16 protein-coding genes are annotated in these 12,421 nt (G+C 37.5%); 15 read left to right on the forward strand and 1 reads right to left on the reverse strand.

From position 1 onward, the window contains the following. Positions 1-76 precede the first annotated feature (76 nt). Complete coding sequence (locus LBD46_00860; GenBank protein MDR2425729.1) at positions 77-280, reverse strand: cold-shock protein; 204 nt, start codon at positions 278-280, stop codon at positions 77-79. A gap of 177 nt (positions 281-457) precedes the next feature. On the opposite strand from LBD46_00860, the gene LBD46_00865 reads away from it, so the two are divergent. From LBD46_00865 to thrB, 15 genes are all read left to right on the forward strand, one after another. Continuing rightward, on the forward strand, positions 458-1,510 hold the full coding sequence (locus LBD46_00865) for an aminopeptidase P family protein (GenBank protein MDR2425730.1): 1,053 nt from the start codon (positions 458-460) through the stop codon (positions 1,508-1,510). A 25-nt stretch (positions 1,511-1,535) separates the two neighbouring features. After that, positions 1,536-2,093 carry an elongation factor P gene (gene efp / locus LBD46_00870; GenBank protein MDR2425731.1) on the forward strand — a complete coding sequence of 186 codons (558 nt, stop codon included), beginning with the start codon at positions 1,536-1,538 and terminating at the stop codon, positions 2,091-2,093. Between the two features lie 28 nt (positions 2,094-2,121). Next, complete coding sequence (locus LBD46_00875) at positions 2,122-2,553, forward strand: hypothetical protein (GenBank protein ID MDR2425732.1); 432 nt, start codon at positions 2,122-2,124, stop codon at positions 2,551-2,553. 39 nt (positions 2,554-2,592) lie between these two features. After that, positions 2,593-3,942, forward strand: coding sequence for an acetyl-CoA carboxylase biotin carboxylase subunit (gene accC / locus LBD46_00880; protein MDR2425733.1), 1,350 nt, complete (start codon positions 2,593-2,595; stop codon positions 3,940-3,942). A 95-nt stretch (positions 3,943-4,037) separates the two neighbouring features. Then, complete coding sequence (locus LBD46_00885; protein MDR2425734.1) at positions 4,038-4,625, forward strand: SIS domain-containing protein; 588 nt, start codon at positions 4,038-4,040, stop codon at positions 4,623-4,625. An 8-nt stretch (positions 4,626-4,633) separates the two neighbouring features. Then, positions 4,634-5,134, forward strand: coding sequence for an adenylyltransferase/cytidyltransferase family protein (locus LBD46_00890; GenBank protein MDR2425735.1), 501 nt, complete (start codon positions 4,634-4,636; stop codon positions 5,132-5,134). Between the two features lie 213 nt (positions 5,135-5,347). Next, the gene (locus tag LBD46_00895; GenBank protein MDR2425736.1) at positions 5,348-5,767 is read left to right on the forward strand and encodes a hypothetical protein; all 420 of its coding nucleotides are present in this window, start codon (positions 5,348-5,350) and stop codon (positions 5,765-5,767) included. A gap of 110 nt (positions 5,768-5,877) precedes the next feature. Further along, a complete protein-coding gene (locus tag LBD46_00900; protein ID MDR2425737.1) occupies positions 5,878-6,225 on the forward strand; it encodes a hypothetical protein in 348 nt (115 codons plus the stop codon). 79 nt (positions 6,226-6,304) lie between these two features. Further along, positions 6,305-7,261: a metal ABC transporter substrate-binding protein gene (locus LBD46_00905; GenBank protein ID MDR2425738.1), complete on the forward strand. Its 957-nt coding sequence runs from the start codon at positions 6,305-6,307 to the stop codon at positions 7,259-7,261. 1 nt (position 7,262) lies between these two features. Further along, on the forward strand, positions 7,263-8,006 hold the full coding sequence (locus tag LBD46_00910) for an ABC transporter ATP-binding protein (GenBank protein ID MDR2425739.1): 744 nt from the start codon (positions 7,263-7,265) through the stop codon (positions 8,004-8,006). Next, positions 7,999-8,853: a metal ABC transporter permease gene (locus LBD46_00915; protein ID MDR2425740.1), complete on the forward strand. Its 855-nt coding sequence runs from the start codon at positions 7,999-8,001 to the stop codon at positions 8,851-8,853. The genes LBD46_00910 and LBD46_00915 overlap by 8 nt, the downstream gene beginning before the upstream one ends. Then, positions 8,850-9,293: a hypothetical protein gene (locus LBD46_00920; GenBank protein ID MDR2425741.1), complete on the forward strand. Its 444-nt coding sequence runs from the start codon at positions 8,850-8,852 to the stop codon at positions 9,291-9,293. Before LBD46_00915 ends, LBD46_00920 begins: the two co-directional genes overlap by 4 nt. A gap of 327 nt (positions 9,294-9,620) precedes the next feature. Continuing rightward, a complete protein-coding gene (gene thiC / locus LBD46_00925) occupies positions 9,621-10,886 on the forward strand; it encodes a phosphomethylpyrimidine synthase ThiC (GenBank protein ID MDR2425742.1) in 1,266 nt (421 codons plus the stop codon). Between the two features lie 49 nt (positions 10,887-10,935). Next, positions 10,936-11,412: a hypothetical protein gene (locus tag LBD46_00930; GenBank protein ID MDR2425743.1), complete on the forward strand. Its 477-nt coding sequence runs from the start codon at positions 10,936-10,938 to the stop codon at positions 11,410-11,412. Positions 11,413-11,469: 57 nt separating this feature from the next. Next, positions 11,470-12,384 (forward strand): homoserine kinase, encoded by a 915-nt coding sequence (gene thrB / locus LBD46_00935; GenBank protein MDR2425744.1) that lies wholly within the window; start codon positions 11,470-11,472, stop codon positions 12,382-12,384. The last annotated feature ends 37 nt before the right edge of the window (positions 12,385-12,421 follow it).

Below are 12,421 nucleotides of genomic sequence, written 5' to 3' on the forward strand. Positions count from 1 at the left end.
AACGTCCCAATGCCGACTCCAAAATAAAAAAACCCTTGGGAATTTTTATCTCAAGGGTTTTGGGCATTTGGTTAGATTAGATTTTCTTTATGTTCGCCGCTTTAGGACCTTTGTCTGAATTTACAACCTCAAATTCAACGCTATCGCCTTCTGCCAACGATTTAAAACCTTCGGACTGAATAGCTGAATAGTGTGCAAATACATCACCTGATCCATCATTGTTGGAAATAAATCCATAACCTTTCTGGTCGTTAAACCACTTAACTTTGCCTTGTGCCATTTGCTGCAACTCCTTGTTTTTTCCTATCCGGTTTGTCCCGGATAACTTTATTTTTAGATTACATATTTGTAATCGTTTTGTTATTTAATAAAATAATTATATAATTGTCAAGTAGAAAATATATTTTTTATTTTGCACGTTTACAAAATAAATTACGTTTGGACATGGAAGTATATAATGTTTGAAAAAGTAAAAATACTAAAAAAACAATTTTATAAGAAATCGCTGCTTTTTACGAATACACTGGAAACTTTTTATCTTACTGGTGCAAATTTTGGAGGTTTTTGGATTTTGACGCTGAAAGGCAAAATATGTCTAATCGCTTCAAAAATGATTGAAAATCAAGTAAGAGAGTTTTTTACCGGACAAAATATACATATATATATATGTGTTCCTTTCGCACAAAAAGCTGCGGAAATAATTAAAGAGCATAAAGAGAATTTAGTTTTGACTGACTCCAGATACATCAGCACATCCGGGTATTTAACTTTAAAGACAGACTTTTCTAAAAACGATATAAGAATTGAAATAAAATCCGGTATTCTAGATAAATTGCGCGCGGTTAAATCTGAAAATGAAATAAAAAATTTGAAAGAGGCTTGCCGTATAGTTTCACAAGTGTGCGAAACTGTAAAAAGCAAACTTAAACCCGGCATTATGGAGCTTGACGTACATTATAAAATATTGGAATTGTTTGCTAAAAATAAAGTTAAAGAAAGTTTTACACCGATTGTGGCGGCGGGTAAAAATTCGGCAAATCCGCATCATGCAAGTTCTAATTATAAAATTAAGAAAAATGATACAATAATGCTGGATATAGGCTGCATGTATAACGGGTATTGTTCCGATTTGACACGTACTTACTATTTAGGTAAAATTAACGATAAATTCAGAAAGATTTGGGATACGGTAAAACAATCCCAAAGCGCTGTTTTGAAAAAAATAAAAGCAGGACTGCCACTGTCTTGGGCAGATAAAACGGCAAGAGCCGTTATAGATATGGCAGGATATAAAGACAATTTTATTCATATGACCGGACATGGAGTAGGAATAGAGATACATGAGATGCCTTCGCTTTCGTCAGATGCAGAAGGTATTTTTTTACGGAATATGGCCGTTACCATAGAGCCGGGTATATATTTAAATGATGACTTCGGTGTAAGAATAGAAGATACGGTACTTATAACTGATAAAGGCTGCGAAATTTTAACTTCCGCTGCTTATGAATAAAAAATGTAAAATTTAGGGAGATAAAATGATTTCAACATCTGATTTTAGAAACGGACTCAATATTTTGGTTGATGGAGAGCCTTATCAGATTACATGGTTTCAAAATCATAAGCCCGGAAAAGGCGGCGCCGTAATGCGCGTAAAGCTCAGACATCTTAAAAAAGGCGGCACAATAGAACGCACTTTCAAATCCGGCGAAAAGTTTGAATCTTTAAGCGTTACAAGGCAGAAAAAGCAGTTCCTTTATAAAGAAGGCGAAAAGTTTAATTTTATGGACATGAACTCTTACGAACAAGTAAGCGTCGCACCTGAGTTTATCGGAGAAATGGTAAACTATCTTAAAGAAAATCTTGAAGTTGAAGCTGTATATCTTGAAAATGAACTTATCGGCATGGAGCTTCCTTTGATTATAGAAATGACAATTTCTGAAGCGGAACCTGGAATTAAAGGCGATTCGGTTTCCAATATGACAAAGATGGCAAAACTTGAAACTGGCGCGGATATCAGGGTTCCTTTATTTATCAAAGAAGGCGATAAAATTAAAGTGGATACAAGAACCGGAGAATACGTAGAAAGAGTATAAATGAGTAGAGTTCAAATAAGAGGTGGATATGAATCCGAATGAAATTAAAGATTTTTTAAAGTCTATACATGATACAGACATCGAAGAAATGCACTTTGAAAGCGGTGAAAATTCTTTATATTTTAAAAAGAATTATATCGAAGCGATCATGCCGGCGGCTGCTGTAAAAATAAAAGAGGAGCCGCTAAAAGAAAAACCTACTGTGCCGAAATCAACCATAACAGCTATCAAATCGACTATGGTGGGAACTTTTGCAAGTGCTCAAAACAACGACAAACCGCCGTTTGTCATGGAAGGTGACAGCGTAAAGCCGGGACAAAAAATCGGCCAGATTGAAGCGATGAAAATTATAAAAGATGTCAACTCGCACCTAAGCGGGAAAATAGTAAAAATCAGCGTTTTAAATGGTCAGTCGATCGAATACGGGCAGGAATTGTTTCTTATAGATACGAGCAAATAAATTTAGAATTTGGGAAAATTTTTTCTCAGGAGATAATTGATGTTCAAGAAAGTTTTGATAGCGAACAGAGGCGAAATCGCTTGCAGAATAATAAGAGCGTGTAGGGAACTCGGCGTTAAAACGGTAGCGATACATTCTGAAGCAGATAAAGAAAATATGCATGTAAAACTTGCCGACCAGTCCATATGCATAGGGCCCGCCTCTTCATCGGAAAGTTATCTTAATATCCCGAGCATCATTGCCGCTGCGGAAATTTCAGGAGCGGACGCCATACATCCGGGATATGGATTTCTTGCTGAAAATACTTATTTTGCTGAAGTCTGTGAAGCGTGTGGAATAAAATTTGTAGGTCCTAAAAAAGAGTCCATTGAAAAAATGGGCGATAAAATTGCCGCGATTGATCTTATGAAAAAAGCCGGCGTTCCAGTTGTTCCAGGTTCAGGCGTTCCTGTAAATGCAGACGACCCCAAAGTTGCAGCGCTTGCCAAAAAAATAGGTTATCCCGTAATCATAAAAGCGACTGCCGGCGGTGGTGGAAAAGGTATGAGAATAGTCGTCTCAGAAGAAACTTTGAAAAATTCCATAATTATGGCTCAGGAAGAAGCAAAAAGAGCGTTCGGCAATCCCGACGTTTATATGGAAAAATATATTGAAGAGCCTCATCACATAGAATTTCAGATTTTGGGCGATTCTTATGGAAAGGTATGCTATTTGCCGGAAAGAGATTGTTCGATTCAAAGAAGACATCAAAAATTGGTTGAAGAAAGTCCTTCTCCTTTTGTCGATGACGTTTTAAGAAAAAAAATGGGCAAAGCCGCTAAAAATGCAGCCGCTGCCGTCAATTATATTACAGTCGGCACGGTCGAATTTCTTGTAGATAAAAAGAAAAACTTTTATTTTATGGAAATGAATACAAGAATACAGGTTGAACATCCCGTAACAGAAATGATAACCGCAATAGATATTGTCAAAGAGCAGATAAAACTTGCAGCAGGAGAAAAACTTTCTTTCAATTCGGAAAAAGTAAAAATATTGGGGCATGCCATAGAGTGCAGAATAAATGCGGAAGATCCAGATAAAGATTTTATACCTTCTCCCGGTACTATAGGAAGGCTTTATCTTCCTGGCGGTCCCGGAATAAGGTTGGATACGCATGTTTATTCAGGTTATACGATACCTCCATTTTATGACAGTCTTATAGCAAAAATCATAGCACAGGGAGCGGACAGGGAAGAAGCGATTATGAGGATGCAAAGAGCATTGAAAGAAGTTGAAATCGAAGGGATAAAAAATACTTCGACGCTTCATTATAAAATTATGGCAAACGAGAAGTTTCGTAAAGGCGGAGTGGCAACTGATTTTCTGCCGAAATATATTTTTGGCAGGTGAAAAATGGCGGTATGTTTTAATTATTGCATAATTTAAAAAAAGCCCGCTTTGTATGTCAAGAGGGCTTTAATATTTTTTATCGTTGAAAAGAAAAAATGAGAACAAAAGAAATTATTCAAAAACTTATCTCCGAAAGCATTGAAACAAAACAAAAAATGCTCGATTTGAAGCATGTAGATTATATTCGGGCTGTGTCGGATAAAATTGTCGAAGCTTATAAAAACAATAAAAAAACCATAATCTGCGGTAATGGCGGATCAGCTTCAGACGCTCTTCATTTTGCAGCTGAAATGGTGTGCAGGTTTGAAAAAAACAGGGCTGCTATAGCATCAATCGCTTTGTCTGAAAATGTTTCCACTATAACTGCAATCGGAAACGATTTCGGATATGACCAGGTTTTTTCAAGACAGCTTGAAGCTTTCGCTGCACCGGGAGATATTTTTATCGCTATTTCAACCAGCGGAAATTCGCCGAATGTCATAAAAGCCGTAGAGTCGGCAAAAAAAATGAAGATATTTACGATAGGCATGACCAATGAAAACGGTGGAAAGATGAAATCTATGTGCGATTTATGTTACTGTGCGCCATCAAAAGTTACTGCAAGATCTCAGGAATGTCATATACTATTGATACATATAATTGCAAAACTGGTGGAAGAAAAAGTTTTTGTATATAAAAAATAAGGTTGAAAATGAAAAAAAAAGCAAAAATTATAAAACGCGCACATACAGTAGAAGAAATTCGAAAAGAAGCTGCAGAACTTAAAAAACAGGGTAAAAAAATCGTTTTTACAAATGGCTGTTTCGATTTGGTGCATTTGGGACATACAAGTCTTTTTGAAAAAGCTAAAACTTTGGGAGACGTTTTAATTGTCGCTATAAATTCCGACAAATCTCTTGCAAAACTTAAAGGATCTAAAAGGCCGCTGGTATGCGAAAAAGACAGAGCAAAACTGCTGCTTGCGTTAAAGCCGGTAGATTATGTAGTAGTTTTCAGCGAAGACACTCCGAAAGAAATTTTGAACAAACTTAAGCCTGACATTTTGGTAAAAGGCGGGGACTATAAACTTGAAAATATTGCAGGCAGAGAGTACGCTAAAAAAGTGTACCGTTACCCTCTTGTCAAAGGTAAATCAACTACAAATTTAATTAATTTAATAGTGAAAAGGTATGGAGGCAAGCCGCAAGATTAAAAGATGAAACTTATCATAACGGCAGAAAATTGGCAAAGTAAAAGTCGTAAAAGCAGAAATTGGGCAAATGCAGAGAACCTGCAAGTGACCGACTTACATCGGGAGTTCGTTTTTGCAGGATGACATATTTGGGAAAATTTTTTTTGATATGCTTGCTTAAGCGATTTCAGGTTCTATGCCGTTTCTCAACTTCTAAGTTTCCGCTTTAAAAAAATGAAAAAAGAACAGAATTCTTCTTTAAGAATAATTGATGCAAATTTGAATCGCTGCCGTGAGGGGTTAAGAGTTGTTGAAGATACTTTGCGGTATGCATTAAACGACGCGGTTTTATATAAAAAAATACGACTAATACGCCATAATGCCGATAAAATTTTAAGAAATGATTACGGCGGTTTGATAATTGAACGCGACACAATTACGGATTACGGAAGAGTTATGCCCGAAACTGTTAAAAAAAAACTGTCCGCAATAATAATCGCAAATTTTAAAAGAGCGCAGGAATCTTTAAGAGTGCTTGAAGAGTATTCAAAAACGATATTTCCCGAAGCGTCCCATTTATTTAAAAGACAAAGATATGCCATATACGACTGTGAAAAATCTGTTTATTTAAAATATAAAAAATTTTTTGGATAAAATTTCATAATAAACAAAAAACTGCCATATACGATTTCCTGCACAGTGTCAAATGTCAGGAAAGTTGAATCAGAATCTTATTATAGAGCAGAATTTGTTAAGGTGAAAAAATGTTTAATGGAATCTTTTTAAAAATGTCGGATAAACCGCGGACACAGGCTGGTATATTTGCGGCTTTTTTCGGCATCTTTTTATTTGTTTTTTTCATATTTTCGACAGCCTTTATCGTAATTCATTCCAATCATGAACATGACACTGACGGACATAACGGCAGCTGTGCCGCATGCGAATATATTTTGACCGCGACGGCAAATGTTTTTAAACAGTTTCACCAGCCTTCAGTCATTTGTGCATTTATTTTTGCCTGCCTATTTTTTGCTCCATACATTTTAAAACACATTTCTTTTCAACAAATCTTTCATACTCCTGTCACTTTAAAAGTCAGATTAAACGATTGAAAAAATCTCCGTAATTTTTGTTTTTTCAAATGGTATTTTTATGCCGTTTACAAATTTTTATTTTAATACGGAGATAATCATGAAATATTTTATACTTTTTTGTGCCGTACTTTTTATGCTTGGCACAGGTTTGTTCAGCTGTAAAAAGAATTCTGATAAAAATGTCAATTCTGACAAAATCAATGTCACAACGGTTATTTTTGCTCCTTATGATTTTGCGCGTCAAATAGCGGGCGATAAAGCAAACGTAAGTATGCTTTTGCCGCCGGCCTCCGAAAGCCATTCTTTTGAGCCTTCTCCTAAAGATATTATCAAAATTCAAAACAGCAGCGTTTTTATATATGTCGGCGGTGAATCAGACGAATGGGTCAGCGGAATTTTAGAGTCCATAGATACAAGCAAAATGAAAATCATCACGCTTATTGACTGCGTAGATAAGTTTGAAGAAGAAATAGTCGAAGGCATGCAGGAAGAGGAAGAAAAAGAAGAAGGCGGAGAAGAAGAAGCTGAATATGATGAACACGTGTGGACTTCCCCAAAAAACGTGAAACTCATAGTTCAAAAAATAGCAAGTGCACTTTCTGAAGCAGATCCAGCAAACGCCGCTTACTACAATCAAAACGCTGAAAAATATATCAGTGAACTGGATTTACTTGACGGCGAATTCCAAAATGTCGTAAATAAAGCAAAACGTAAAACAATAGTTTTTGCCGATAGATTTCCTTTCAGATATTTCACAGAGGCTTATGGGCTTCAATATTTTGCAGCTTTTCCGGGATGTTCAACTGAAACTGAAGCAAGTGCGGCTACTATAAAATTTCTTATAGATAAAATAAAAGCTGAAAAGATCCCCGTAGTATTTCACATAGAACTTTCAAACGAGAAAATGGCAAATGCCATTTTAGAAGCGACTGGAGCAAAAAGTATGCTTTTGCACAGCGCACACAATATTTCAAAAGTGGATTTTGAAAAAGGAACGACATATCTAGATTTGATGAAACAAAATGTTTTAAATCTCAAGGAGGCGCTGGAATAAAATGTCTCTTATAGTTTGTAAAAATGTTTCTTTCGGATATGAAGGAAATAGCATAGTCGGCGGAATTAATTTTGAAGTAAACGCCGGCGATTATTTGTGCATCATTGGCAAAAATGGTTCTGGAAAAAGTACACTTATCAAAGGACTGCTCGGACTTAAAAAAGCTGACATCGGCAGTGTGTCGTTTTCAAAAGAGCTTTACCGAAACCAGACGGGCTATCTGCCGCAACAGATGGCAGCGCAAAAAGATTTCCCGGCCAGCGCATATGAAGTCGTAGTTTCAGGACGGCTTGGATTGTGCGGGTTTTTGCCATTTTATTCGCATAAAGATAAAGAAGTGGCACTGGAAAATATGAAACGGCTGGATATTTTTGATTTGCGTGATAAATGTTATGCACAACTGTCAGGGGGCCAGCAGCGCAGAGTACTGCTGGCCCGTGCGCTGTGTACCGACGGCAAACTTTTATTGCTAGATGAACCGGCTTGCGGACTTGATGCTGTTGTCACTCAGGAAATGTACGATTTAATAAAAATGTTGAACCGCAGCAGAAAAATCGCAATCATAATGGTATCGCATGATATAAGCGAGGTGCTAAAATATGCGAGCCATATTCTACATTTAAAAAAATGTCAGGCTTTACAAAATTTAAACTGTCAAAATGTTCAGGCTTTTTTTGGGAAAATTCAGGAATATGTAAAATCGCCGGCCGCGGCGGATTTTATTGGAGGAAAAATATATGATTGATATTTTAAGTGAAATGTTTTCATATGCTTTTCTTGTCCGCGCAATGATAGTCGGGCTGCTTATTTCGCTTTGTTCTTCGTTACTTGGAGTAAGCCTTGTTTTGAAACGATACTCTATGATAGGCGACGGGCTTTCACATGTAGGTTTCGGAGCACTTGCTGTTGCGGCCGCATTAAACGCCGCTCCGTTAAGCATTGCGATTCCTGCAGTGGTGGCTGCGGCTTTTATTTTGCTGTACATAAGTGAAAATGCAAAAATTAAAGGAGATGCCGCAATTGCGCTTATTTCTACAAGTTCTCTTGCAATCGGCGTGGCGGTAGTTTCACTGACTACGGGAATGAATACCGATGTTTGCAATTACATGTTCGGCAGCATTCTTGCCATGAGCAAAAGCGACGTGAATTTAAGCGTGGCTTTGTCTGTCTGTTCACTTGTTTTATTTATCGCATTCTACAATAAAATATTTGCCGTGACTTTTGACGAAACTTTCGCACGTGCCATCGGCGTTAAGGCGGGCATTTACAATATGTTAATAGCTTTTCTGACGGCAATTACCATTGCACTCGGCATGAGAATGATGGGAGCGCTTCTGATTTCAAGTCTTATTATTTTTCCATCTCTTACCGCTATGCGCGTATTTAAAACGTTTAAAAGTGTGACAATATGTTCAGCTTTTACTTCTGTTATATGTTTCATTGCCGGAATTATATGCTCATATCTTTATGCAACGCCTGCTGGAGCAAGCGTTGTCATAATAAATATTGTGGCTTTTATATTGTTTTCTTTTATAGGTTTTGCCCGCGGCAGTGCAAGATTGAAAGTATTTTTTAAAAGAGGAAAAATATGAAAATTTTGACACTTTTTACGGTATTTTTTGCCGCAGCTTTTTTTTATAGTTCTTCAGTTAATATGGCAATTGCCGGCAAAGAAGTAATAATAGAGATAAAAGAAAGATTTTTCATAGCTCAGACAAACGAAATATATTTAAACGCGCAAGATTATATAGGTAAGACCGTTAAGTACGAGGGAATTTTTAACGTATATGAATCCGATATAAATGGCAAAAAACGTTATTTTGTCATAAGATATGGACCAGGTTGCTGTATCTTTGACGCAACCGCCGGTTTTGAAGTGTATTGGAATAAACAGTATCCTAACCAAAACGATTGGGTTGAAGTCGTAGGAGTTGTGGAAGAGTATGATGAAAAAGGCATAAAATATTTGCGGTTGGCTTTAAATTCTCTTACCGTACTTCAAAAACGTGGTAAAGAAACGGTTACCCGCTGATAACATATAATATAAGTAATTTTTATTTTTCCCCCTTTGTTTTCAATTTTTTAACTGCATTTCTACCTCATGGTAATGTTTAATAAATTTTCGCAAAATGCTATTATTTTAACGTTCAAAAGTCCGTATAATAATCAAAAAACTATGAAGTTTGTACCGAACATTTGACAGATCTTTTTTTATATGGAATAAACTGAAATAATAAAATTAATGGAAGTTATAACAAAAATATTTAGGCTTATATAATAAAGACGGCAAACTGTTGAGCGCAATTCCAGATAAACCTAAAAGTAAATATCAAAAATACGCTGCAAGAGGACATAAAAAATGACATTAATGATTGACGCTCAAAACAAAAAAACTAATAATTTGATAAAAGAGGCCGCTAAAGCGGAATGTCTGAGCGAAGAATTTATAGCTGAAGGCGCCGCAAACGGCACGATAGTTATTCCAAAAAACGCTAACAGAAAACTTAAAAGAATCGTTGCCATAGGAAAAGGGTTAAAAACAAAAGTTAACGCCAATCTCGGCACGTCGCCCGACCATATATCTCTTGATGAGGAATTGGAAAAGCTCAATGTTGCAATCGCGGCGGGCGTGGACGCAGTTATGGATTTGTCTACCGGAGGCGACCTCACAAAAATAAGGAAAGAAATTCTTAACGCCTCACCTGTTCAAGTCGGTACGGTTCCGATTTACGAAGCAGCTTGCAGAACGGTAGCAAAAGGTAGAAAAATATCGGAAATTGACGGCGGTGAACTTTTTGAAGTCATAGAAGAACAATGTGAACAAGGTGTAGATTTTATTACTGTTCACTGCGGAATAACTAAATCCATAGTTGAAATTCTAAACAGGCAGGGACGTCTTGCCGGAGTTGTCAGCCGCGGCGGCTCTTTTTTGGTTAAAGGCATAAACGCTACTGGAAAAGAAAATCCGCTCTACGAGCGTTATGACAAACTTCTGGAAATAGCAAAAAAATATGATGTTACTTTATCGTTAGGAGACGGTTTTCGTCCGGGTGCAATGTTCGACGCTTCCGATGCCGTACAGCTTGGCGAACTTGCCGTTTTAGGCGATCTTGTCTTAAAGGCGAGAAAAGCTGGAGTTCAGGCAATGATAGAAGGTCCCGGCCATGTTCCGATAGACCAGATAGAAGCAAACGTGCGGCTTGCAAAAAGGCTTGGGCATGATGCCCCTTTATATTTTTTGGGACCTCTTGTAACAGACATAGCGCCGGGATACGATCATATAACTTCCGCTATAGGCGGAGCTTTAGCTGCTTCTTACGGAGTCGATTTCATATGTTATGTTACGCCTGCTGAACATATAAGGCTGCCTGACGTTTCGGACGTTCGCGAGGGCGTTATGGCCGCAAGAATAGCCGGACATGCCGCTGATATAGTAAAAGGTGTAAAAGGTGCCAAAGAACAAGATAACGAAATGTCAAAATGGCGTAAAGCAAGAGATTGGAATAAACAAAAAGAGTTCTGTATAGATCCACAAAAACTTGCAAGCGAAAGAGCAAAACTTCCTCCACAGCAGGAAGACGTCTGCACGATGTGCGGAGAATTTTGTGCCATGAGGGACGAATAAATCAAAATTACGCTCAGCGCGTAATAAATTTAATACAGGGAGAGCAGAGATGAGAATTTTATTTGCAGTTTTATTTTTTTTGATTTCGGCGCTGCATCTTTATGCAGCTGACAAACTTGTTTTTGACAATTACGGTTTTTCAATAGACAAACTTACATTTTCTGAAAAAGAAACACCTGAAAATTTTCAGGCCATTATCATGTTTTTGCCGGGCGACGTGACTTTTACGCCTAACGTCAACGTACAAAAGCAAAGATTTGCCGCTACAGCAGACGAATATGTGAAGCTGTCCATTGAGCAGTTTGAAGATTTCGGTATGAGGCTTATAGAAAAAAAACAAAACGAAAAATTTGCAACTTTTGAGTACACTGCATCGATGGGTGGAAAAGATTTGCATTTTTATGCTAAAGCCATTTTTTCAAAAGGTTACGTATATCTCGTAACAGGCACGGCCCTCGTATCGCAATGGGATAAAGTCGGAAAAATTTTAAAGAAAAATGTTGATTCACTGGAAGTATTAAAATAAAACCTTTTATCCAAATTGATATAATTTTACACAAAATAGAGTTAAGGAATAAAAAAAATGAAAGTAAAAATGCGCGTGCCTGCTACTACGGCAAATTTAGGTCCGGGTTTTGACATTTTCGGAGCCGCTTTATCTTTGTACAACGAGTTTGAAGCAGAATATGTTCCCAATGCCAATAGGACAAAATTTGAACTGAAAGGAGACGGGAAAAAGGTTCTTCCAAAAGGTGATAAAAATCTTCTCTGGAAAGCTATGTCGGAAACCTTTAAATTTCTCAAATGCGATAAATATAATTTGAGAAATTTAAATATCGCCATAAAAACCAGCATACCGCTCAGCGGTGGGCTGGGTTCAAGCGCATCGGCAATAATAGGCGGTATTGCCTTGGCAAACGTTTTGTGCGGAGATAAACTCGATAAACTACAAATTGCACGGCTTGGCATGAAAATAGAAGGACATCCCGATAATATAGCTCCGGCCGTTTACGGTGGTCTTTGTGTCTGCTACAAAAACGAAGAAGGACTCAGCGATGTTATGGCTCTTCCCATACCAAAAGCAAAGGTCGTATTATGCGTACCTTCCTTTGAGCTTAGAACAAAACGTTCAAGACAGATTTTGCCTAAACAGATAGATTTGCAAGATGTGGTTTTCAATGCGTCAAGAGTGGCAATGCTTACTGCCGCTTTTTGCACAGGAAATTATAAGCTGCTGCGCATCGGCATGCAGGACAAACTGCATCAGCCTTACAGAGGAAAAATGATTCCTGCAATGAACGCAGTCATAAAATCGGCAATGGATAGCGGCGCATACGGGGCATTTTTGTCGGGATCAGGACCTTCAATAGCAGCTTTTTGCGGCGGAAAAGACTGCGGGAAAATAGAAAAAACCATGATAAAAGTCTGGAAAAAAGAAAGCGTGGCGGTAAAGTCGTACATATTGGATTTTGACATAAAAGGCGTTACAAAAATATAAAGCCCGTTAAAGCAACAGCTTATATGTACGTAAGCTG

The sequence above is a fragment of the Candidatus Endomicrobium procryptotermitis genome (assembly GCA_031279415.1).
GTDB lineage: Bacteria > Elusimicrobiota > Endomicrobiia > Endomicrobiales > Endomicrobiaceae > Endomicrobium_B > Endomicrobium_B procryptotermitis.